We start from the raw sequence: 22996 nt of genomic DNA on the forward strand, positions 1-22996 counted from the left end.
CAGGGGGTCTTTTCACATGGGGTGGTGGAGATGGCGGGAATCGAACCCGCGTCCAACGGTGCAGAAGCAGGGCTTCTCCGAGCGCAGTCCGCTGCGCTTTTCTCAGCCCCGGAGATCACACGGACAAGTCTCCGACGGGCTCAGTCACTGTTTGATTTCCCTCCAACCCCCGTGACCGGGGCTAGAGGTTTAGATCCCTAATTGACGCCAGGATCCGGACCGGGACCACTTCCGGGCTGACGCTCCTCACAGAGGCTTCAGCTCACTGTTATTAGGCAGCGAGGGTGAAGCGGGAGTTATCGCTCTTGGTGTTGGCGATTATTGTTTGCGACATGTGGTTAGCGAGATCATTGCCGCTTCCTCGGCTCGCTTCCCCTGCATCGACATCCGCTGTCGAAACCGATCATCCCCATGTTTTTTTATCAACGTGCCCCACCGCGAGCGGGAGGCGCTGACGCCATCCTACGCGAAGTGGACCACCTCGTGCCAGGAGGTTAAACCGTGCCCCGCTGTTTGCGCCGCACGGCCGAGACCGCCCGGTTCGTCTCGCGCGTGTCCTGCTTCTCGCGGAGCGTCTGCCGCTTGTCGTACTCCTTCTTGCCCTTCGCCAGCGCGATCTCGATCTTGGCCCGGCCGTCCTTGAAGTAGAGGGCCAGCGGCACGATCGTGTGCCCCGACTCCTGCGCCTTCCGCTCCAGCTTGTCGATCTCCTCGCGGTGCATGAGGAGCTTGCGCTTGCGCCGGGCGCTGTGGTTGGTCCAGGTGCCCTGGCTGTACTCCGGCACGTGGACGTTGTAGAGCCACGCCTCGTTGCTCTCCATCGTCACGAAGCCGTCGGCCAGCGAGGCCCGGCCCTGGCGCATGGACTTGACCTCGGTTCCCGTGAGCACGAGACCGCACTCGTAGGTGTCGAGGATCGTGTAGTCGTGGCGCGCCTTCTTGTTCTGGGCGATCAGCTTGCGCCCTTTTTCCTTAGCCATAGTGCGGTCATTTTCGCACTACGGACCCACCCCGAGGCCACCCAATACCGTGGCGGCCCGTTCCTCGGCCCCGTCGCCCGCCGCCAGGTCCGGGGTGATGCCGGCGCCGTCGAGGCTGCGGCCCGCCGGGGTGCGGTACGTGCCCACCGTCAGCTCGGCCACCGAACCGTCCGGGAGCGCGGTCGGCATCTGCACCGAGCCCTTGCCGAAGGTCCGGCTGCCGACGGCCACCGCCCGGCCGCGGTCCTGGAGAGCGCCCGTCAGCAGTTCGGCCGCGCTCATCGTGCCGCCGTCGACCAAGGCCACCAGCGGCCGGGCCGTGTCGCCGCCGGGGGCCGCGTACAGGGCGCGCTCCTCGCCCCGTACGTCGTACGTGGCCACCAGCCCGCCGTCCAGGAAGGCGGAGGCCGCCGTCACCGCCTCGGCGACCAGCCCGCCCGGGTTGCCGCGGAGGTCGAGCATGACCCCGGCGCCCGCCGGAGCCTCGCGGACGGCGGTCCTGACCCGCTCGCCCGAGCCGCGGGTGAAGGAGGCGACCTTGATGACGGTGATCCCGCCGGGGAGCCGGCGTACGGTCACCGGGTCGGCGCGCAGCTGTTCGCGGCGGACGGTCTCGGTGAGGTCAGCGCCGTCCCGGCTCAGGTTCAGCACGACGGGGGTGCCGGCCGCGCCGCGCAGCAGGGCGATCACGTCGTTCACGGCCAGGCCGGTGACGGCGTGCCCGTCGACGCTCAGCAGCCGGTCGCCGGCGCGCAGGCCGGCCCGGGCGGCGGGGCTGTCGGGCTGGACCTTGTCGACTTCGATCAGGCCGTCGCGGACGCGTTCCGCCCAGAGCCCGACGCCGGTCCAGCGGCCGTCGAGGTCCTCGGCGAAGGCCGCGTACTCGCCCCGGTCGTAGACGGTGCCCCAGCGGTCTCCGCTGCGGCTGACCACCTCCTGGGCGGCCTTCTTGCCGGACTTGCCCTCGGCGACGGCCTCGGCCGCGGCCCGGGCGACGGCCTCCCGGTCGGCGGTGCCGCTCGCGCGGGGCGTCGCGGCGGGATCCGGGGCGGGTGCGGGGGCGGTGGCGCCCGCCGCGCGGACGGCCGGGGCGGCGGGCTCCGCGCGGTCCCAGCAGCCGGTGCCCGCGGCGGCGGTGACGGCCGCGAGGAAGGCCAACGTCAGGACGGCCCCGCGACGCAGGTCGCGGGGCCGGAGACAGAGGGCGGGCGGAGCCGGCATGGCGCCGAGTCTAGGACAAGCCCCGCGCCGGCACGGATGGTTGACCGGACAGCTCGCGGGGCGCTTGTCACACCTTCAGGTACTTGCGCAATGCGAGGAAGGCGGCCACCGAGGGCATCAGGAGGCCGATGAACAGCACGTACGGGAGCTTTGCGATCACCGAGCTCCAGCCCATGAAGTCAATGATCTGGATCTTGGTCCGCAGTTCGAAGCCGTGGTCGATCACGAAGTACTGCCCGGAGACGAGCATGAGGCAGGCGATGACCGCGCCGATGAGACCGGCGACGGCGGCCTCCATGATGAAGGGGACCTGGATGTAGAAGCTGGAGGCGCCCACCAGCCGCATGATCCCGGTTTCCCGCCTCCGGCTGAAGGCGGAGACGCGCACCGTGTTGACGATCAGCAGCAGGGCCACGATCAGCATGATCAGCATGATGCCGAGGGCCGCGATGTTGACGTAGTTGAGGATCTTGAAGAGGACGTCGATGGCCTGGCGCTGGTCGTCGACGGTGTGGATGCCGTCCCGCCCGGCGAAGGCGGAGGTGACGACCTTGTACTTCTCCGGGTTCTTGAGCTTGACCCGGAAGGACTCCTGCATCTGGTCCGGGGTGATGGAGGAGGCGAGCGCGGTGTGCCCGTACTGCTCCTGGTAGTGCTTGTACGCCTCGTCGGCCGACTCGTACGCGACGGACTTGACCAGGTCCATCTGCTTGAGCTCGGTCTCGATCTGCTTCTTCTGGTCGGCCGTCACCGCGCCCTTGAGGCAGGTGGTGACTCCCGCGGCCTGGGTGGGCGTGCCGTCCGCCTTGGTGTTGGATTCACTGGCCTCCTGCGCGTCCTGCTTGTTGCACAGGTAGATCGTGACGTTGGCCTTGTCGTACCAGTAGCCCTTCATCTTGCTCACCTGCTCGCGCATGAGCAGGGAGCCACCGAACAGGGCCAGCGACAGGGCCACGGAGATGATGACCGCGAAGGTCATGGTGAGATTGCGACGGAGGCCGACGCCGATCTCCGACATGACGAACTGGGCGCGCATGGCGTCCTTTCAGTGCTGGTAGCCGTAGACGCCGCGCGACTGGTCGCGTACGAGACGGCCCTGTTCGAGTTCGATGACGCGCTTGCGCATCTGGTCGACGATCTGCTGGTCGTGCGTCGCCATGATCACGGTGGTGCCGGTCCGGTTGATCCGGTCCAGCAGCTTCATGATGCCGACGGAGGTCTGCGGGTCGAGGTTGCCCGTGGGCTCGTCCGCGATCAGCAGGGCCGGGCGGTTGACGAAGGCGCGGGCGATGGCCACGCGCTGCTGCTCGCCGCCGGAGAGCTCGCCGGGCATCCGCTGCTCCTTGCCGCCGAGGCCCACCAGCTCCAGCACCTGCGGGACCGCCTTGCGGATCTCGCCCCGGGGCTTGCCGATGACCTCCTGCGCGAAGGCGACGTTCTCGGCCACCGTCTTGTTGGGCAGCAGCCGGAAGTCCTGGAAGACGGTCCCCAGCTGGCGCCGCATCTGCGGGACCTTCCAGTTGGAGAGCTTGGCGAGGTCCTTGCCGAGGACGTGCACCTGGCCGTGGCTCGCCCGCTCCTCGCGCAGGATCAGCCGCAGGAAGGTGGACTTGCCGGAGCCGGAGGAGCCGACCAGGAAGACGAACTCGCCCTTCGCGATGTCCAGGGAGACATCTCTGAGTGCGGGGCGGTTCTGCTTCGGGTAGGACTTGGAAACGCTGTCGAATCGGATCACGGATGCACCACGGTCGCCGGGAGTAGGTGTGCGTGACCATACGCGAACGGGCGCGGGGTGTGGACCCGGCATCCGGAGTTGCCCGTTTTATCCCCGGGTCCGGAGGGGTCCCGTCCGGGACTGTCCGGAGGGGCCGCGCCGAATGTCGGGGAAGCTGGCACAGTGGTAGGGGGAACGGACCGGTTCCCGCCGCCGTTGTACGAGCGGAACCGAGGGTGAGAGGAGGAGCGCATGACATATGACCGGCTCGTGTGCGCGAACTGTGCCGCACCCGTCAGCCAGGGCCGCTGCCCGGTGTGCCGGGCGAACCGGGAGCGCCTCCAGCGGGAGCACGAGGGCCCCTTCTCCGGCCTGAACCCCGTGACGCTGATCGCGCTCATGGTGGTCCTCGTGGCGGCGCTGGCCCTCGTGGTCCAGCAGACCGCGTAGGAGGCGGACGCCGGCGCGGCCGCGCCGCGTACCGATCACCCCCGGCAGTACGAAGGGCCCGGACACCTGAAGGTGTCCGGGCCCTTCTCCGGTCCCGGAGCCCGTACGGCTCGCGGATCCGGACTGCTCGACTGCTCTAGGCGGTCTGCTCCTGCTGCTTGCGCCAGCGGATTCCGGCCTCCAGGAAGCCGTCGATCTCGCCGTCGAGAACGGCCTGCGGGTTGCCGACCTCGAACTCCGTCCGCAGGTCCTTGACCATCTGGTACGGGTGCAGGACGTAGGAGCGCATCTGGTTGCCCCAGGAGCTGCCGCCGTCCTTCAGGGCGTCCATCTTGTCCTTCTCCTCCTGGCGGCGCCGCTCGAGGAGCTTGGCCTGGAGGACGTTCATGGCGCTGGCCTTGTTCTGGATCTGCGAGCGCTCGTTCTGGCAGGAGACGACGATGCCGGTCGGGAGGTGCGTGATGCGCACGGCCGAGTCGGTGGTGTTGACGCCCTGGCCGCCGGGGCCGGAGGCGCGGTACACGTCGACGCGCAGTTCGCCCTCGTCGATCTCGACGTGGTCGCTGGACTCGACGACCGGCAGCACCTCGACGCCCGCGAAGGAGGTCTGGCGGCGGCCCTGGTTGTCGAAGGGCGAGATCCGCACGAGGCGGTGGGTGCCCTGCTCGACGGAGAGGGTGCCGTAGGCGTACGGGGCCTTGACGACGAAGGTGGTCGACTTGATGCCGGCCTCCTCCGCGTAGGAGGTCTCGTAGATCTCGGTCGGGTAGCCGTGCCGCTCGGCCCAGCGCAGGTACATGCGCTGGAGGCGCTCGGCGAAGTCGGAGGCGTCGACGCCGCCGGCCTCGGCGCGGATGTTGACCAGGGCCTCGCGCTCGGCGTACTCGCCGGAGAGCAGGGTGCGGACCTCCATCTCGTCCAGCGCCTTGCGGACGGAGACCAGCTCGGTCTCGGCCTCCACGAGGGTGTCCGCGTCGTCCATCTCCTGGGCGAGCTCGAAGAGGACCGCGAGGTCATCGATGCGCCCGCGCAGGGTCTCGGTCTTGCGGACCTCGGCCTGGAGGTGCGAAAGCTTGCTCGTGATCTTCTGGGCGGCCTCCGGGTCGTCCCACAGGGACGGCGCGGCGGCCTGCTCCTCGAGGACGGCGATATCGGCCCTCAGCTTGTCGAGGTCCAGGACGGCCTCGATCGACCCCATGGTCGAGGAGAGGGACTTCAGCTCTTCGGAAACATCGACGACTGCCACGGGTCCAGCGTAGCCGGTCCCCGGAGGCCGCCGTCCGGGCAGGCCGAATCACCCGTACTGGTGGCGGGGCGTACGGGCGTACGCTCACGTTATGACCGTTCTCGTCGTCACGCGCCTCGTCCAGCGGCGTCATGTGGACCACATGCGCGTCACGACGACGGGCTGTCAGCCGCCGGACCCTCACCGAGCCTGATCCACCCCGATCCGACTTGGGTCCTGCACGCGGCCCACGGTCCCGGCGCCACCCCTGCCGGCGGCCCCCTCCACCCGCGGCCCCGCCACCTCTGGGAACAGGACCCCGTGACATCCGAAACGGAGCCGTCATGCCGTCCGCGCACACCCTCCCCGTCCTGGACCTCTCCCGGGCCGACGACCCGGCCCTGCGGGCCGCCTTCCTCAACGAGCTGCACGCGGCCGCCCGGGACACCGGTTTCCTGCACCTGACCGGGCACGGCGTCACCGACGCCGAGACCGCCCGGATCCTGCAGCTGACCAGGGCCTTCTTCGCCCTCCCGGAGGCCGACCGGCTCGCCGTGAGCAACCTGCGCTCCCCGCACTTCCGCGGCTACACCCGCATCGGCGCCGAGCTGACCGGCGGGGCCTCGGACTGGCGCGACCAGCTGGACGTGGGCGCCGAGCGGCCCGCGCCGGTGCTGGGTCCGGACGATCCGGCGTACCTGTGGCTGGAGGGGCCCAACCAGTGGCCCGCGGCCCTGCCCGAGCTGCGCGGCGCGGTACTGGAGTGGCAGGCGCGGCTGGCCGCGGTGGCCCACCGGCTGCTCCGGGAGCTGCTGGCCTCGATCGGCGCCCCGGCCGGCTTCTTCGACGCGGCCTTCGCGGACCGGCCGCACCTGCACACCAAGCTGATCCGCTACCCCGGCTCGGCTCCGTCCGGCACCGACCAGGGCGTGGGCGCCCACAAGGACTACGGGTTCCTCACCCTGCTGCTCCAAGACTCGGTCGGCGGTCTCCAGGTGGTCCGCGACGGCGGCTACCTGGACGTGCCGCCGCTGCCGGGGGCGTTCGTCGTCAACCTGGGCGAGCTGCTGGAGATCGCGACCGAGGGCTACCTGACGGCGACCGACCACCGGGTGATCAGCCCGCCGGGGTCGGTGGAGCGGTACTCGGTGCCGTTCTTCTACAACCCGCGGCTGGACGCGGTGGTGGAGACGGTCCCGGGCGACTACCTGCGGGCGGCGCCCGGGGTGGCGCACGACGCGGGGAACCCGCTGCACGCGGAGTACGGCCGCAACGAGCTGAAGGGCTGGGTACGGGCCCACCCGGCGGTGGCCCGCCGCTGGCACCCGGAGCTGGTGGCGGCGTAACCGGAGGGGCCGCCGGGGGCCGCCGGGGCTGTCGCAGGCCGCCGGGGGCCGCCGCGGGCCGCAGGCGGTCCCGGGCGGCTACGGCGAGCGGGTGCCCGAGTTCTTGGTGTCCTGCGGGGGCGGGGTCTCCTCGCCGCCGGAGAGCGCGAGCCACGTGCCGACCCCCACCACGGCGGTCAGCGCCAGGGCCGACGCGGACAGCACCAGCCGCCGCTTGCGCGCGGCCTCGGCACGGTGCCGGGCGGCGCCCGGGCGGTGGCCGCCGGCCGGTCTCGGGACGCGGGCGGTGCCGAGCGCGCCGCCCGCCAGCTCGTCCGGACCCGGCACCCGCATCGAGGTGTGCGTGTCCCGGTTGGAGTCGGTCGCGGAGCCCGGCACCAGCGGGACCACGGCGCGGCGCCGCACCGGGCCGGCGGGCGGCTCCTCGGGATCCGGTTCGCCCGGACCGGCGTCGTCGGGTTCGTCCACGTCCAGCGGCGGCATCCCGACCAGCATCGGCAGCAGGTCCCGCAGGCGGGCCGACAGCTCCGACGCCCGCAGCCGTGACGCCGGGGCCTTGGCCAGGCACTGCACGACGAGCTGCCACAGCTCGTCGGGGATCCCGGGCAGCGGGACGACCGTCTCGGTCACGTGCCGGCGCAGCACGGCGCCGGGGTGGCCGCCGCCGAACGGGGTGAACCCGGCCAGCAGCTCGTACAGGACGGTGGCCAGGGCGTAGATGTCGACCGCGGCCCGCGGGGGCAGGCCCTCCACGATCTCGGGGGCCAGGTAGTCCGGGGTGCCGGTGATGCGGGTGGTCGGGGCCGAGGCCCGGCCCGTGGTGGCCCGCCGCGGGGAGTCGATCAGCTTGGCGACGCCGAAGTCGGTCAGCAGCGCCGGGTGGGATCCGCCGGGGCCGAGCGGGCCCTGCATGTCGAGCAGCACGTTCTCGGGCTTGACGTCCCGGTGCACGACCCCGGCCGCGTGGGCCGCGGCCAGCGCGTCGGCGACGTCGGCGACGATCGCCACGGCCGCCTCGGGGGCGAGCCGCCGCTCGCGGTCGAGGCGCGTGCGCAGGTCGGTGCCGCGGACGAGGTCCATGACGAGGGCGAGGTCGTTGCCGTCGACGACGAGGTCGCGGACGGAGACGACGTGCGGGTGCTCCAGGCCGAGCAGCGCGCTGCGCTCCTGGACGAACCGTCCGACCAGCTCCTGGTCGGACGCGAGGTCCTCGCGCAGCAGTTTGACGGCGACGGGGCCTTCCGGCCCCTCGCCCAGCCACACCGTGCCCGCGCTGCCGCGCCCCAGGATCTGGTGCGCGGTGTACCGGCTGCCGATCTTCCGTGCCACGACTGCTCCCTCAGCGGCTGGCGTACGCACCAAAGCTACGCGGCCGGGTGGGGGTTGGAAGCCAGTAGGGGGCCCGATTCGCGGCGACCTTCACTTCTGGGGACGAAATCACGCCCCAGAAGTCGACAAATCCACGAACTCGGCACTACGACGGCCCGGTTCAGGGCGTACCGGAGCTCCCGGAGCCCGTGGAGTCGCCGATGGAGCCGATGAAGTCGGCGGCCTCGGTGCCCCAGGTCCACAGCTGGTCCCACCAGCCGCGGCCGGTGCCGACCCACTCCTGGAGCGGGGTCAGCTCCCAGACCAGCCAGCCCGCGACGAAGAACAGCAGAACCATGACCAGGCAGCCCTTGAGGCAGCCGAGGCCGGGGATCCGCACCGGGTTGGCGCTGCGGCGGCGGGGCTCCCGCGGTTCGCGGGGTTCCCGCGGCGGCCGCTGCTGCGGCGGCGGGCTCTGCGGGGGCTGCTGCGGCTGCGGCTGCCGGTACTGGGGCTGCTGCGGCTGCTGGTACTGCTGCGGCTGGTAGTGCTGCGGCTGGTAGTGCTGCGGCGGCGGGGGCGCGTACTGCTGCTGCGGTTGGTACTGGGGCTGCTGCGGCTGCTGGTACTGCGGCGGCGGGCCCTGGCGGTACGGCTGCTGCTGCGGCGCGCCCTGCGGCGGCCGCTGCTGGGGGCGCTGCTGCGGCGGGGGCGGCTGCCGCTGCGGGCGCCGGCGCATGGGGTCCTCGCCCGGGTCGAGGTACTGCATCTGCGTCTGCTCGTTGCGGTCGCGGACGGCGCGCATCTGCGACTCCCATGGGTGCGGCTGGTCCGGCCGCTGTACGGGAGGCATCACCGACGTCGGGTCGGCGCCGCCCGCCGGCCCGGTGCTCGGCAGCACGGAGGTCGCGTCGGCCGCGCCGATCGGGGGCAGGACGCTGGTCATGCCGTTCGGGTCGTAGCCGCCCATGGGCGAGCCCGCGGAACCGGGCAGGACCTGCGTGGCGTCGCCGGCGCCCGGGGTCGCGGGGACCGGCGCGGGCGAGGGGTCGGGGGCGAGCAGCGCGCCGACGCCGAGCGCGGCCTCCACCTCGGAGGGCGCGGAGTGCACGCCGATGCCGGCGGCGACGACCCGCAGGCCGCGGGCCAGGCTCTCGGCGCTGGGGCGCTCGTCCGGCTCCTTGCTCAGGCAGCGCTGGATGACGGTCCAGAGCGGCTCGGGCAGGGTCGAGGGGCGCTGCGGCTCCTCGCTGAGGTGGCGGTGGAGCACTTCGAGCGCGGTGCCGCCGGCGAACGGCGGGCGTCCGGTGACCAGCTCGTACAGCAGGATGCCCGCGCCGTAGATGTCGACGGCGGAGGTCTGCGGGCGGCCCTCGGCGGACTCGGGGGCGACGTAGGCCGGGGTGCCGACGAACTCGTGCGTACGGGTCAGGCCCGGGGAGTCCGCGAGGCGGGCGATGCCGAAGTCGGTCAGCATCGGCTTCATCTGCCCGCCGCGCTCGTCGAGCAGCACGTTGGCGGGCTTGAGGTCGCGGTGGACCACCCCGTCGGCGTGGCTGGCGGCGAGCGCGTCCGCGATCTGGGCGGTCAGCAGGCTCGCGGCGACGGGGGTGAAGGGCCCGTTCTGGCGGAGGTACTTGTGCAGGTCGGGTCCGTCGATGAGGTCCATGACCAGCGCGAGCAGGTCGCCCTCGACGACGAGGTCGCGCGTGCGCACGATGTTGGGGTGCGTCAGGCGCAGCAGGACGGAACGCTCGCGCAGGAAGCGCATGACGATGTCGGGGTCGTGGGCCAGTTCCTCTTTGAGGACCTTGATGGCCACGGTCTCGCCGGGATGGCCGGCGACCGCCGCATCCGCACCCGCGGCCTCCCGCTGGCGGGCACGCCAGACGGTGCCCGTGGCGCCGCGCCCGAGCGGCTCTTCGAGCAGGTACTTGCTGCCGACTGGCCGCACGTCTCGCGCTCCCTGCTGTCGTCGTGCCGGCGCGTTTTTCGCGCCGCCGTCCATCGATGGGTTTTCCGGCCCACTCTAGGGGGTGTCCCCGGGGAAGACGCCGGGCGACGGAGGTTGGTTGCCGTACGTATGTACGGAGGGTGATGTTCGCCGGGTATGCCGGGGGCGATTTTCCCCGCTTTCCCCGGCCCGCTGTCCGGATCCCGACGCAGGCCGGACCGCACCGGCAACAATCAAGATCACTTGTTGCCGGGTGCCGGGCGTGTTGTCGGCGACAGGTGCGAGGATGCACCCGTACGGACGGCACGGGACGGGAGCCCCGCCTTCCGGCAGACCTGACCGGACGACGCGTCCGTGCCGGGTGGGGGGTGACCGGGCAGCCGTGTCCCGCGATTCCCCTGCCGGGCGCACGCACCGCGCAGAAGGGACCGCTCACTGCGATGCAGATCCGGCTGACCGTCCTTGGGTCGCGCAGCGGCCACCAGACATCGACCGCCCCCGCGAGCTGTGACGTACTCGTCACCGCGCCCGCGGGCACGGCCCTGGCCGCCGTCGCCTCCGGGCTCGCGGCGACCGTCGGCGGGCCCGACACCGGCGGCACCATCGTGCTCTACGCCGGCGCCGAGCGGCTCGACCTCCAGCGCCGGGTGCTCGGCGAGCCCCCGCTGGTCGACGGTGCGGTGCTGGCGCTGCACGCGCCCGTCCCGGACGTACTGCCGGAGGACGGCCTCGGCGCGCCCCAGCTGCACGTGGTGGCCGGGCCCGACGCGGGCGGGGTGCACCTGCTGCACAGCGGCCAGATCCGGGTCGGGCGCTCCGCCGACGCCGATGTCCCGCTGGACGACCCGGACGTGTCCCGGATGCACTGCGCGGTCACGGTGACGGTGGACGGCCGGGTCTCGGTGGCCGACCTGAACTCGACGAACGGCACCACCCTCGACGGCTCCCCGGTGGGCCCCCGGCCGGTGGCCCTGCCTCCCGGGGCGCTGCTGCGGATCGGCGAGTCCACCCTGCGCCTCGCGGCCGGGAGCGCGGCTCCGCTGGCGGTCGCCCCCGACCTGGAGGGCCACCTCGCGGTGCCGGGCCGCACCACGCCGAAGCAGGCGCCCGCCACGGCCCCGGGGCCCGACGGGACCGGCCCGGACTCCGGCCCGGACTCCGGCTCGGGCTACGCCGCGGGCGACAGCTCGGGTGACGGCTCGGGTTTCGCCGCGGGCTACGCCTCGGGCGACGGCGCGGGCAACGGCCCGGACTCCGGCTCGGGGTACGGCTCGGGCGACGGCCGGGGCGACGACACCCCCGCGTCCGGGACCTCCCGGCCCGGCGGCCCCGGGTACGGCGGCTCCGGCACCGACGGCGCCGGGTACGCCCCCGGCGGCCGGGGTTCCGGCGCGGCCGGCCCGGGCACGCCCGCGGTCCCGCCCGCCCGCACGGCACCCGGCGGGCCCGGCACGTCCGGCGGGCCCGGCACGGCCCCCGGCAGCCCGGCGGGCGCGCCGGGCACCCCCGCCACCGCCCCGGGCCGCGCGCACGCGCCCGCGCCCGGCCCCGCGTACGGGTCCCCGTCCGCGCCCGGCCCCGCGTACGGGTCACCGTCCGCGCCCGACCCCGCCGAGGCCCCCGCGGGCCGCCGCCGGGGCCTCAGCGCCTGGGCCCGCAAGTGGGTCCGGGGGGACGAGGCGTACGAACTTCCGGCCGAGCCGGAGGCCGTGCCCGCCGCCTCCGCCGCCCCCGACCCGGACGACCCGGCCGCGCTGCTGCTGGCCGCCCTCGGCCCCACCGAGCGGCTGTGGTCGCGCGGGCCCGGGCACCCCGGGGTGCTGGACCTCGGGCTCGGCGCGGGCAGCCGGGTCGACCTGCGCGCCGTCGGATCGCTCGGTCTGGCCGGGCCGCGCGCCCGCCTCGCCGGGGTGGCCCGCAGCGTCGTGGCGCAGCTGGCCGCCCTGCACGCGCCGGGTCAGCTGGAGATCGTGCTCGTCTGCACCGACCGGGCCCGCCCGCTCGCCGAGCGCCGCCGCGACTGGGGCTGGCTCGGCTGGCTGCCGCACGTACGCCCCGCGCACGGCCAGGACTGCCGGCTGCTCCTGGCCTACGACCGCGACCAGGCCGCCGCCCGCACCGGGGAGCTCACCCGGCGCCTGGACGACGGCCCCCTCGGCACGCACTGGGCCGCCGCCGACCCCGAGGGGGTCCGGCAGGCCGCCCGCGTCCACCGCGGCCCGTACACCCTGCTCGTCCTCGACGGCGATCCCGGGGCGGGCCCGCTGCGCGACGTCACCGGGCGGCTCGCCTCGCACGGCCCGGCCGGCGGCATCCACGTCATCGCCCTCGCCGACGCCCCGGCCGCCACCCCCGCCTCGCCCGTCGCCGACACGTACGAGGCGGCCTGCGCGGGCACCCCGGCCTTCCGGGACTGCGGCGCGGTCGCCCTGCTCAGCGGGGACGTGGCCACGGCCATACGGACCTTCGCCGTCACCGGCGGCCGGCCGGTCCCCTCCGGCGACACCGCCACCGCCGACGCCGTCTCCGCCGCCTGGGCCGAGCGGTTCGCCCGCGCCCTGGCGCCGCTGCGCGCCGACGGCGGCCCGGCCGAGCCCTACCGCCCGGCGGCGGCCGCCCTGCCCGCCACCGCGCGGCTCCTGGACGAGCTGGGGCTGGCACGGGCCACCCCGGCCTCCCTTATGGCCCGCTGGGCCGAGGCCACCGACCAGGGGCAGGGCACCGGCGGGCTCGCCGAGATCGTGCTGGGCAGCGGGCGGCGCGGTGCCGTCGGCGCCGAACTCGTCCACGACGGCCCGCACCTGCTGATCGAGGGGCCCGCCGGAAGCGGCCGGACCGAGCTGCTGCGCTCGGTGGCCGCCTCCCTGTCGGCGGCCGCCCGGCCCGACCGGCTGGGGCTGGTCCTGCTGGACGGGGCCGGCGGGGAGCGCGGCGACGGGCTGCTTCCCTGTACGGAACTCCCGCACGTCTCCGCGCACCTGGTGGCCTCCGACCCGCTGCGCATGCGGGAGTTCGCGCAGGCCCTGGGCGCCGAGCTGAAGCGGCGCCACGAGCTGCTGGACGGGGTGCCGTTCGCGGAGTGGCACGCCCGGCGCGAGCTCGCCGACCGGATGGTCTCGCCCCGCCAGCCCACCCCGGGCGAGCAGCGCGGCGACATCGAACCCCAGCGCACCGGGACCCTGCGGCTGCGCGCCTCGGCCCTGCGGACCGATCCGGCGGGGCCGAGCCCGCTGCCCCGGCTGGTGGTGCTCGTCGACGACTTCGACGCGCTGGTCGCGCCGGGGCTGGGCAGTACGGGCCGGCCCGCCGCCGGTTCGGTGGTGCGGGCGCTGGAGGCGGTGGCCCGCGAGGGCGCCCGCCTCGGGGTGCACCTGGTGGCCACGACCGCCCGCCCCGACCGGACGGCCGAGACCGGGCTGGCCCGGCTGACCACCCTGCGCGTGGAGCTCGACGCCCCGGACCAGCCGGGTCCCGGCCGCGGTGTGCTGCGGTACGCGGACGGGCGCACGGTCCCGTTCCAGGCCGGCCGGGTCACCGGGCGGATCCCGCGCACCGCGACCCTGAGGCCGACTGTGGTCCCGGTGGAGTGGGAGCGGATGGGCGACCCGCCGGCCCGCCGCCCGGTCCGCGAGCTGGGCAACGGGCCGACCGACCTCGCGCTGCTGGCCAGCGCCCTGGACCGGGCCTCCCACCTGGTCTCGGCGACGCCGGTGCTGTTCCCTCCCGCCCCCTGAACCCCTGCGGCGCCACCGTGACGCGGTATTGCGGGGGCGGGCAGGTCGGCGTAGACCTTGTGGTCCGGGACACACCACGGGCAACGGGGGCAGAGCCATGCGCAGGCCGGGATCGCGTCGTACGACATTCAGCTGGGCGGCCGCGGCGACCGCGGGCGTGCTCGCGCTGACCGCCTGCGGAGGCGGCGCGGACAAGGAGGACGAACCCGCCCGGGGCGGTACGACCGCGCCGGGGCCGACGGTGGAACTGCCGAAGCTGACCGGCGAGAAGCTCGAGGTCGCGGCGGTCTGGACGGGCGCGGAGCAGGAGAACTTCACCAAGGTCCTGAAGGAGTTCGAGAAGCGGACCGGGGCGACCGTCACCTTCGTCCCCGCGCAGGACCCGATCGTCACGTTCCTCGGCTCGAAGATCGCGGGCGGCGCCCCGCCGGACGTGGCGCTGCTCCCGCAGGTCGGGGCACTGGTGTCGGCGGTGCAGAACAAGTGGGCGCAGCCGGTGGGTCCGGAAGCGAAGGCGCAGCTCGACGCCAACTACTCGGCGGGCTGGAAGACGCTCGGCGCGGTCGAGGGCACCCAGTACGGGGTGTACTACAAGGCCGCGAACAAGTCGCTGATCTGGTACAACGCGAAGGCCTTCGAGGCGGCGGGCGTCAAACCGCCCACCACTTGGAAGGAGTTGCTGACGGCGGCGGACACGCTCTCCGCGTCGGGCACTCCGGCGGTCTCGGTGGCGGGCGCGGACGGCTGGACGCTGACCGACTGGTTCGAGAACGTCTACCTCTCCCAGGCGGGTCCGGAGAAGTACGACCAGCTGGCCAAGCACCAGATCAAGTGGACGGACGACAGCGTGAAGCAGGCGCTGACCACGCTGGGCGAGCTGTTCGGGCGCAAGGACTTCCTGGCGGGCGGGGCGAGCGGGGCGCTGGCCACCGAGTTCCCGAAGTCGGTGACGCAGACGTTCACCGGCGGCGACCGGCCGGCGGCCGCGATGGTCTTCGAGGGCGACTTCGTGGCGGTGAACATCGCGCAGACCGAGGCGAAGGTCGGCACGGACGCCCTCGTCTTCCCCTTCCCGGCGGTCGGCGCGAAGTCGCCGGTGGTCTCGGGCGGTGACGTGGCGGTCGCGCTGAAGCCGTCGAAGGGCGCGCAGGCCCTGCTGACGTTCCTGGCGTCACCGGACGCGGCGGAGATCCAGGCCCGCCTGGGCGGGTTCGTCTCCCCGAACAAGGCGGTGGATCCGGCCGCCTATCCGAACGACATCCAGCGGGGCATCGCCAAGGCGCTGATCGCGGCGGGCGACGACTTCCGCTTCGACATGTCGGACCAGGCTCCGGCGGCCTTCGGCGGCACCCCGGGCGCGGGCGAGTGGAAGGCGCTCCAGGACTTCCTGGCGAACCCGTCGGACGTGGCGGGGGCCCAGGCGAAACTGGAGGCGGACGCGGCCAAGGCGTACGGGAACTGATCCCGTGACGTCCCAGGCCAAGCCGGTCGCGCCGGCCGCGGCCGGCAGGTCCGCCGAGGCGCGCCGCCGGCGGCTGACCGCGGCGGCGTTCCTCCTCCCCGCCCTCGTGCTCCTCGGCGCGCTCGTCGTGCACCCGATCGGCTACTCCCTCTACCGCAGTTTCTTCGACCGCTCCGGCTCGGGCTTCGTCGGCGGCGACAACTACCGGGAGATACTGAGCGACCCGACCATCCGCACCGCGCTGAAGAACACGGCGGTGTGGGTGGTGCTGGCGCCGGCTACGGCGACAGCGCTGGGCCTGATCTTCGCGGTGCTCACCGAACGGGTGCGCTGGGGAACGGCGTTCAAGCTGCTGGTCTTCATGCCGATGGCGATCTCGATGCTGGCGGCGGGCATCATCTTCCGGCTGGTCTACGACCACGACCCCGACCGGGGCGTCGCCAACGCGGTCTGGGTCGGGGTCCACGACACCTTCGCGGAGTCCTCGGCGTTCCCCAAGGCCCGCCCGGGCCGGGACTCCCCGCTGGTGGACGCGGGCGGCGGCGCGTTCGCCACCCGCGACCCCGTACGGGCGGGCGTCCCGGTGCTGCTCCCGCTGGTCGGCGTGGCCCCGGAGGCGCTGCCCGCGGGGACCGCGGCCGCCAAGGCGGCCGGCGCCGACCCGGAGAAGGTCACCGGCACCGTCTGGCAGGACTTCACCCGGGGCGGGGGCGGCACGGTGAACACGGTCGACCCCACCGAGACCGGCTTCGCCGGAATGCGCGTCGAGGCGGTGAAGGACGGCAAGGTCGTGGAGAGCGCCACCGCGCGCGGCGACGGCGTCTTCGTCCTGTCCGCGAAGGCCGACGGGGCGCAGCTGCGGCTGCCCGCCTCGAACTTCCGGGAGGCGTACGCGGGCGTGCAGTGGCTGGGCCCGGCGCTGGTGACCGCGGCGGTCATCGGGGCGTACGTGTGGATGTGGGCCGGCTTCGCGATGGTGCTGATCGGGGCGGGGCTGGCCGCCGTGCCGCGGGAGCTGATGGAGGCGGCCCGGGTGGACGGGGCGAACGAGTGGCAGGTGTTCCGCAGGATCACCGTGCCGATGCTCGCGCCCGTCCTGGTGGTCGTCCTCGTCACGCTCGTCATCAACGTCATGAAGGTGTTCGACCTGGTCTTCGTGATCGCTCCCGGTGCGGTGCAGGACGACGCGAACGTCCTGGCGCTCCAGCTGTACCGCACCTCCTTCGGCACGGACGCCGATCCGGGGCTGGGCAGCGCCATCGCGGTGCTGCTGCTCATCCTGGTGCTCCCGGTCATGCTGGTGAACATCCGCAGGCTGCGGAAGGAAAGGTCCCGATGAGCGGATTCGAGCGGACGCCGGACCGGACGGCCGGGGCCGGAGCCGAGGCCGGAGCCGGAGCCGGAGCCGTGACGGCCGGGTCCGAGCCGGGGACCGATCCCGGGTCCGAGGCCGGGGCCAAGCCGGCAGCCGGGTCCAAGCGGGGACCCGGGGCCGAGCCGCGGCCCGGCTCCGCGCCCGGCGCCGTCGAGCGGGCCGGGCGCGGTCTGGCGGCCCGGGCGGCGGGCGGGGCGCTGCGCGTGTTCCTGGTCGCGGCCGCGCTGTTCTGGCTGCTGCCCACCCTCGGCCTGCTCGTCTCCTCCTTCCTCGCCCCGTCCGACCTCGACAAGGGCGGCTGGTGGGGGGCGCTGACCGCGCCCTCCCGGCTCACGGCCGACAACTACGCGCGGCTGCTGGCCAACGACACGATCACCGGGTCCCTGCTGAACACCCTGGCGATCGCGCTTCCGGCGACCCTGCTCGTGCTCGTCCTGGGCGCGTTCGCCGGGTACGCCTTCGCCTGGCTGGAGTTCCCCGGCCGGGACTGGCTGTTCCTCGTCGTCGTGGGGCTGCTCGTGGTCCCCGTCCAGGTGGCGCTGATCCCGGTATCCGAACTCTTCGGCACCATCGGCCTGTTCGAGACCACGGCGGGGGTGGTGCTGTTCCACACGGCTTTCGGGCTGCCGTTCGCCGTGTTCCTGCTGCGGAACTTCTTCGCGGAGATCCCGCGCGAGCTGCTGGAGGCGGCCCGGCTCGACGGGGCGGGCGAACTGCGGCTGTTCGCGCGGGTGGTGCTGCCGCTGGGCGGTCCGGCGCTCGCCTCGCTCGGCATCTTCCAGTTCCTGTGGGTGTGGAACGACATGCTGGTCGCGCTCGTCTTCGCCGACTCGGCGAACCCGCCGGTCACGGTCGCGCTCCAGCAGCAGGTGCGGCAGTTCGGGAACAACATCGACGTGCTGGCGCCGGGCGCGTTCCTGTCGATGGCGGTCCCGCTCGTCGTCTTCTTCGCCTTCCAGCGGCAGTTCGTCACGGGGGTGATGGCCGGCGCCGTCAAGTGACGTCGCCGCGCGGTGCGGCACCCTCTGGATCACGGTGTCGACGTGCGGAGTTGACGCTCCGTAACCCGAATGCCGCACGCCGCGTAACCCGATCGCCACGCCGGGGGTTCCTGGGCCATATGCCCGCCCGCCGACCCCTGGATGTGCCGTGCCCCGGTTCAGCGTCATCGTGCCCGCGTACAAGGTCCAGGCGTACCTCCAGGAGAGTCTGGACTCGGTCCTGACGCAGTCGTACCCGGATCTGGAACTGATCGCGGTCGACGACGCCTCCCCGGACGCCTGCGGCTCGATCATCGACGAGTACGCGGCCCGCGACCCCCGGGTCACCGCCGTGCACCTGGCGCACAACCTGGGGCTGGGCCCGGCCCGCAACGCGGGTCTGGCCCGGGCCACCGGCGACTACCTGCTCTTCCTCGACGGCGACGACACCCTCGCCCCCGGCGCCCTCCAGGCCATCACCGACCGGCTGAAGGCCACCGGCTCCCCCGACGTCCTCGTCTACGACTACGCGCGCACCTTCTGGACGGGCGAGCTGATCCGCGACCGGCTGCCGGAACGGCTCTCGGAGGAGGGCCCGGCCAGTTTCCGGCTCGCCGACCGCCCGGCCCTCCTCGGCATGCTGATGGTGGTGTGGAACAAGGCGTACCGCCGCGAGTACGTGGAGCGCGAGGGCCTCTCCTTCCCGCCCGGCTTCTACGAGGACACCCCCTGGACCTACCCGGCGCTGCTGGCCGCCGAGTCCGTCGCCGTCCTGGACCGGGTCTGCGTCCACTACCGCCAGCGGCGGACCGGATCGATCCTGACCACCACCAGCCGCCGCCACCTCGACGTCTTCGACCAGTACGACCGGGTCTTCGGCTACCTCGCCGGCCGCCCCGAGCTGGAGCGCTGGCGCCCCACCGTGCACCGGCGGATGGCCGAGCACTTCTGCGCCCTGTACGCCGACCCGCGCCGCCTCCCGCGCACGAGCCGCGCCGAGTTCTTCGCCCGGGCCTCCGCCCTGCTGCGCCGCTACCGGACCCCCGGCGGCGGGGGCGCTCTGCCGCTGTCCCCGTCGCGGACCGACCGGGTCCGGCACACCCTGATGCGGCTGGGGGCCCGGCGCGCGTACCGGCTGCTGTCGGTGCTCCGCTCGGCGGGGCTGGCGGCCGGGCGCGGGGCGTCCGCCCTGGAACGGGGGCTGCGGGAGTCCTGGCTGCGGCTGCACTACCGGGTGCAGCGGCTGCTGCCGCTCCGGCCGGAACTGGCGGTGTTCTCCGCGTACTGGCACGGCGGTTACGCCTGCAACCCGGCGGCGGTCGAGGCGAAGCTGCGGGAGCTGGCGCCCCGGATGCGGACGGCGTGGATCTGCGACCCGGCGCACGCCTCGACGCTCCCCCGCGAGACGGTGGCGCTGCGGCCGGGCTCGGCGGCGTACTGGAGCGCCCTGGCCCGGGCCACGTACCTGGTCACGAACGTCAACTTCGACCGCGCCCTGGTCAAGCGGCCGGGCCAGATCCTGGTGCAGACCCAGCACGGCACCCCCCTCAAGCGGGTCGGCCTCGACCTCCAGGACCGGCCGGCGGCCACCCCGACCACGGACTTCGCGGGCCTGCTGCGCAGCGCCGACCAGTGGGACTACCTGCTGTCCGCGAACCGGCACTCGACGCTGGTGTGGGAGAAGGCGGTGCCGTCCTCGTACACGACGCTGGAGTACGGCTATCCGCGCAACGACGTCTTCCACCGGGCCGGCCAGGCGGACGTGCTGGAGCTGCGCGAGCGCCTGGGCATCCCGCCGGGCTCCACGGCGATCCTGTACGCGCCCACGCACCGCGACTACCGGCGCAGCCAGCCCGACCACCTGGACTTCGAACGGGTCCTGCGGGACCTCGGCCCGCGCTTCACGCTGCTGACCCGCACGCACCTGACGTACGCGGGCTCGGGGCGGCCGCCGCAGGCGCACCCGCGGCTGATCGACGTCTCCGCGTACCCGTCGGTGGAGGAACTCTGCCTGGCGTCGGACGCGTTGGTGACGGACTACTCGTCCCTGATGTTCGACTACGCGGCGCTGGACCGGCCGATCGTGATCCACGCGGACGACTGGGAGGCGTACGAGGCGGCCCGGGGCACCTACTTCGACCTGCGGGCCTGTCCGCCCGGGGCGATCGCCCGGACCGAGGACGAGCTGGTGGACATCTTCGCCACCGGGCACTGGCAGGGCTCGCGCTCCGCGCAGCTGCGGGCGGCGTTCCGCTCGCGGTTCTGCTCGTACGACGACGGCCACGCGGCGGAGCGGGTGGTGCGCCGGGTCTTCCTCGGGCAGGCCGTCCCGCTCCCGGCGGTCGTCCCGCTGGAGGAGCGCCGCCCGGCCCCGGCCGCGCCGTCGGCGGTCCCGGAGCCGACGCTGGCCCACCTGACGGCGGGCCGCCTGACCTTCTGACGCGCGGGGACCCGTACGCCGACGCGCGCCGGGGCCCGCTCGCCACGGGCCCGCTCGCCACGGGCCCGCTCGCCACGGCACCCGGCGCCCCCGGCCGGGCCGGCCGGGGTCAGGCGGCCCGCAGGCCGGCCACCACCGAGCGGGCCAGGTCGTCCAGGTAGTCCTCCGGGACTACGTCGCGGACCACCACCTGCCGCCAGTACAGCGGGCCGATCGCCAGGTCCAGCGCCCGGTCCGGGCAGGTCCCCTCGGGCAGCTCGCCGCGCGCGACGGCCTCCGAGACGATCCCCTCGGCCATCCGGCGCTGCCCGTCCAGCAGCGCGCCCCGCACCGCGTCCGCGATCTCGGGGTTGCGCGCCGCCTCGACCAGCAGGTCGGGGATGACCGCGGAGGCCACCGGGTGCCGCAGCACGTGCGTCATGACCTCCAGCAGGGCCCGTACGTCCCCGTACAGGGACCCGGTCGACGGCACCGGCAGGCCGTCCACGGCGAAGGCGGCCACCAGGTCGAGCACCAGGTGCAGCTTCGACTTCCACCGCCGGTAGACGGCGGTCTTGCCGACCCCCGCGCGGCGGGCGATGCCCTCGATGGACATCCGCGCGAAGCCGACGGCGGCCAGCTCCCCGACCACCGCCTCCCGGATCGCCTCGGTCACGTCCTCGCGCAGGACGGCGGCGCCGGCGGGCTGGCGGCGGGCGGGGGTGGCGGCGGGGTCGGAGGTCATGCGGAGAGCATAGCGGCCCCCTTCGTCACGACGATACGGTTGCGTCCCGACGCTAAACGTTCTACTGTCGCCGTAGCGACGATACGGTTCCGTCCCATCGCTCGCGACGCCCCGACCCCGGCGAAAGCGACCCCAGTGACCACCGCGACCGCACCCTCGACCGCCGCCGCCGCGGCCCGCCCGATCCCGCCGGAACTCACCCGGCTCGCGGCCGAGCACGGCCTGACCCTCAGCGGCGCCCGCCCCACGCTCCCCCGGTACCTGGCGCAGCTGTGGGGCCGCCGCCACTTCGTCACCACGTACGCGACCGCCCGCATGCAGGCGCAGTACAGCACCGCGAAGCTCGGCCAGGTCTGGCACCTGGTGACCCCGCTGCTCAACGCGGCGGTCTACTACTTCATCTTCGGCGTCGTCATGCACGCCAGCCACGACGTGCCCGACTACGTGCCGTTCCTGATCACCGGCGTGTTCGTCTGGGACTTCATCGGCAGCTCCGTCAACGCCGGCACCCGGGCCGTCCACAGCAACCGCGGCCTGGTCCGCGCCCTGCACTTCCCGCGCGCCAGCCTGCCGATCTCCAGCGTCGTCCAGCTCTTCCAGCAGCTGCTCGTCACCATGGGCGCGCTGGTCATCCTGCTGCTGGCCTTCGGCCAGACGCCCGCGCCCTCCTGGTTCCTGGTCGCCCCGACCCTCGTGCTGATGGCGGTGTTCGCGGCCGGCTGCGCCATGGTCATGGCCCGCATCGGCAGCAAGAACCCCGACGTCAGCCAGCTGATGCCGTTCGTCCTGCGCACCTGGATGTACTCCTCGGGCGTCATGTGGTCCATCGACCAGATGCTCCGGACCGACCAGCTGCCGCACTGGGTGTCGACGGCGCTGAAGCTCAACCCGGCGGCCGTCTACATCGACCTGATGCGCTTCGCGCTCATCGACAGCTTCTCCGCCCACTCGCTGCCGCACCACGTGTGGCCGGTGGCCATCGGCTGGGCGCTGCTCGCCGGCGTCGGCGGATTCATCTACTTCTGGAAGGCAGAGGAGGAGTACGGACGTGGCTGACACCTCGAGCACCAAGACGCACCCCCGCCCCACCCCCGCACCGGCGGACCCCGCGTCCCGGGTGCCCACGGTCATCGCGCACGACGTGCACGTCGTCTACCGGGTCCAGGGCAGCGGCGGCCGCAAGGGCGGCGCCACGGCCGCCCTGAGCCGGGTCTTCTCCCGCAAGCGGGCCCCCGCCGCGCGCGAGGTGCACGCGGTCAAAGGCGTCAGCTTCACCGCGTACAAGGGCGAGGCCATCGGCCTCATCGGCTCCAACGGCTCGGGCAAGTCCACCCTGCTGGCCGCCATCGCCGGCCTCCAGCCGGTCGCCGCGGGCACGATCTTCTCGCACGGCCAGCCCTCCCTGCTGGGCGTGAACGCCGCACTGATGAACGACCTGACGGGCGAGCGGAACGTGGTCCTCGGCGGCCTCGCCATGGGCATGAGCCGCGAGCAGATCAAGGAGCGCTACGGGGACATCGTCGACTTCTCCGGCATCAACGAGAAGGGCGACTTCATCTCGCTGCCCATGCGGACGTACTCCTCGGGCATGGGCGCCCGGCTGCGGTTCTCCATCGCCGCCGCGAAGGACCACGACGTGCTGATGATCGACGAGGCCCTGGCCACCGGCGACGCGGCCTTCCAGCGCCGCAGCCAGGCCCGCATCGAGGAGCTGCGCGAGCACGCGGGCACGGTCTTCCTGGTCAGCCACGGCATCAACACGGTCCGCGAGACGTGCGACCGCGCGATCTGGCTGGAATCGGGCGTCCTGCGCATGGACGGCCCGTCCTCGGAAGTCTGCGCCGCCTACGAACGCTCCACCCGCTCCTGAGACGCACCCCCCTCAGCCCCGCCAACACTAGAGGCGCACCCCCCTAGCCCCACCGACGCTTGAGGCGCACCCCTAGCCCCGCCAACGCTAGTGCGTTGTCCACGAACGTTGGCCGGGTCGGTCAGGCGGCTTGGGGCCGTGGTCGGCCCCAGCGCTGTTGGCGCTCGCTGCGGACCTTGGCGCGTTCGCGACGTTGGGCGGCCAGGACGTCGG

The 22996-nt window shown here is 73.6% G+C and carries 17 protein-coding genes and 1 other RNA gene; 9 read left to right on the forward strand and 9 right to left on the reverse strand.

Going from position 1 to position 22996, the window contains the following annotated elements:
* Positions 1–22: 22 nt before the first annotated feature.
* From ssrA to ftsE, 5 genes are all read right to left on the reverse strand, one after another.
* Positions 23–411: a transfer-messenger RNA gene (gene ssrA / locus OTB16_RS34800) on the reverse strand.
* 83 nt (positions 412–494) lie between these two features.
* The gene (smpB, locus tag OTB16_RS34805) at positions 495–980 is read right to left on the reverse strand and encodes an SsrA-binding protein SmpB (RefSeq protein WP_267726344.1); all 486 of its coding nucleotides are present in this window, start codon (positions 978–980) and stop codon (positions 495–497) included.
* An 18-nt stretch (positions 981–998) separates the two neighbouring features.
* Positions 999–2201: a S41 family peptidase gene (locus OTB16_RS34810; protein ID WP_267726346.1), complete on the reverse strand. Its 1203-nt coding sequence runs from the start codon at positions 2199–2201 to the stop codon at positions 999–1001.
* Positions 2202–2268: 67 nt separating this feature from the next.
* On the reverse strand, positions 2269–3237 hold the full coding sequence (gene ftsX / locus OTB16_RS34815; protein WP_267726347.1) for a permease-like cell division protein FtsX: 969 nt from the start codon (positions 3235–3237) through the stop codon (positions 2269–2271).
* Positions 3238–3246: 9 nt separating this feature from the next.
* Entirely contained in the window at positions 3247–3936 is a 690-nt protein-coding gene (gene ftsE, locus OTB16_RS34820; protein ID WP_267726349.1) for a cell division ATP-binding protein FtsE, read from the reverse strand.
* 231 nt (positions 3937–4167) lie between these two features.
* Between ftsE and OTB16_RS34825 the strand changes: the two genes are divergently transcribed.
* Positions 4168–4365, forward strand: a complete 198-nt coding sequence (locus tag OTB16_RS34825) for a hypothetical protein (RefSeq protein ID WP_267726351.1) — start codon at positions 4168–4170, stop codon at positions 4363–4365.
* Positions 4366–4501: 136 nt separating this feature from the next.
* On the opposite strand, the gene prfB is transcribed toward OTB16_RS34825, so the two are convergent.
* Positions 4502–5611, reverse strand: a complete 1110-nt coding sequence (gene prfB, locus OTB16_RS34830; RefSeq protein ID WP_267726353.1) for a peptide chain release factor 2 — start codon at positions 5609–5611, stop codon at positions 4502–4504.
* A gap of 323 nt (positions 5612–5934) precedes the next feature.
* On the opposite strand from prfB, the gene OTB16_RS34835 reads away from it, so the two are divergent.
* The gene (locus OTB16_RS34835; RefSeq protein WP_267726355.1) at positions 5935–6936 is read left to right on the forward strand and encodes an isopenicillin N synthase family dioxygenase; all 1002 of its coding nucleotides are present in this window, start codon (positions 5935–5937) and stop codon (positions 6934–6936) included.
* Positions 6937–7014: 78 nt separating this feature from the next.
* On the opposite strand, the gene OTB16_RS34840 is transcribed toward OTB16_RS34835, so the two are convergent.
* Positions 7015–8265 (reverse strand): serine/threonine-protein kinase, encoded by a 1251-nt coding sequence (locus OTB16_RS34840; RefSeq protein ID WP_267726357.1) that lies wholly within the window; start codon positions 8263–8265, stop codon positions 7015–7017.
* 160 nt (positions 8266–8425) lie between these two features.
* The gene (locus tag OTB16_RS34845) at positions 8426–10198 is read right to left on the reverse strand and encodes a serine/threonine-protein kinase (protein WP_267726359.1); all 1773 of its coding nucleotides are present in this window, start codon (positions 10196–10198) and stop codon (positions 8426–8428) included.
* Positions 10199–10638: 440 nt separating this feature from the next.
* Between OTB16_RS34845 and OTB16_RS34850 the strand changes: the two genes are divergently transcribed.
* The 5 genes from OTB16_RS34850 to OTB16_RS34870 all read left to right on the forward strand — a co-directional run bounded on the left by OTB16_RS34850 (position 10639) and on the right by OTB16_RS34870 (position 20189).
* Complete coding sequence (locus OTB16_RS34850; RefSeq protein WP_267726361.1) at positions 10639–13932, forward strand: FHA domain-containing protein; 3294 nt, start codon at positions 10639–10641, stop codon at positions 13930–13932.
* Positions 13933–14029: 97 nt separating this feature from the next.
* Positions 14030–15394 carry an ABC transporter substrate-binding protein gene (locus OTB16_RS34855; RefSeq protein ID WP_267726363.1) on the forward strand — a complete coding sequence of 455 codons (1365 nt, stop codon included), beginning with the start codon at positions 14030–14032 and terminating at the stop codon, positions 15392–15394.
* 4 nt (positions 15395–15398) lie between these two features.
* Positions 15399–16733 carry a carbohydrate ABC transporter permease gene (locus tag OTB16_RS34860; protein ID WP_383904798.1) on the forward strand — a complete coding sequence of 445 codons (1335 nt, stop codon included), beginning with the start codon at positions 15399–15401 and terminating at the stop codon, positions 16731–16733.
* Positions 16730–17770 carry a carbohydrate ABC transporter permease gene (locus tag OTB16_RS34865; protein ID WP_267726365.1) on the forward strand — a complete coding sequence of 347 codons (1041 nt, stop codon included), beginning with the start codon at positions 16730–16732 and terminating at the stop codon, positions 17768–17770. Before OTB16_RS34860 ends, OTB16_RS34865 begins: the two co-directional genes overlap by 4 nt.
* Positions 17771–17918: 148 nt before the next feature.
* Complete coding sequence (locus OTB16_RS34870; RefSeq protein ID WP_267726366.1) at positions 17919–20189, forward strand: bifunctional glycosyltransferase/CDP-glycerol:glycerophosphate glycerophosphotransferase; 2271 nt, start codon at positions 17919–17921, stop codon at positions 20187–20189.
* A 109-nt stretch (positions 20190–20298) separates the two neighbouring features.
* Here the strand turns inward: OTB16_RS34870 and OTB16_RS34875 are convergent, their stop codons facing one another.
* Positions 20299–20913 (reverse strand): TetR/AcrR family transcriptional regulator, encoded by a 615-nt coding sequence (locus tag OTB16_RS34875; protein ID WP_267726368.1) that lies wholly within the window; start codon positions 20911–20913, stop codon positions 20299–20301.
* 135 nt (positions 20914–21048) lie between these two features.
* Between OTB16_RS34875 and OTB16_RS34880 the strand changes: the two genes are divergently transcribed.
* Together OTB16_RS34880 and OTB16_RS34885 are read left to right on the forward strand one after the other, a co-directional pair.
* Positions 21049–21969 (forward strand): ABC transporter permease, encoded by a 921-nt coding sequence (locus tag OTB16_RS34880; protein ID WP_420717860.1) that lies wholly within the window; start codon positions 21049–21051, stop codon positions 21967–21969.
* Positions 21962–22783, forward strand: coding sequence for an ABC transporter ATP-binding protein (locus OTB16_RS34885; protein ID WP_420717861.1), 822 nt, complete (start codon positions 21962–21964; stop codon positions 22781–22783). The genes OTB16_RS34880 and OTB16_RS34885 overlap by 8 nt, the downstream gene beginning before the upstream one ends.
* Positions 22784–22996: the final 213 nt, after the last annotated feature.

The sequence above is a fragment of the Streptomyces antarcticus genome (assembly GCF_026627255.1).
Lineage (GTDB): Bacteria > Actinomycetota > Actinomycetes > Streptomycetales > Streptomycetaceae > Streptomyces > Streptomyces antarcticus.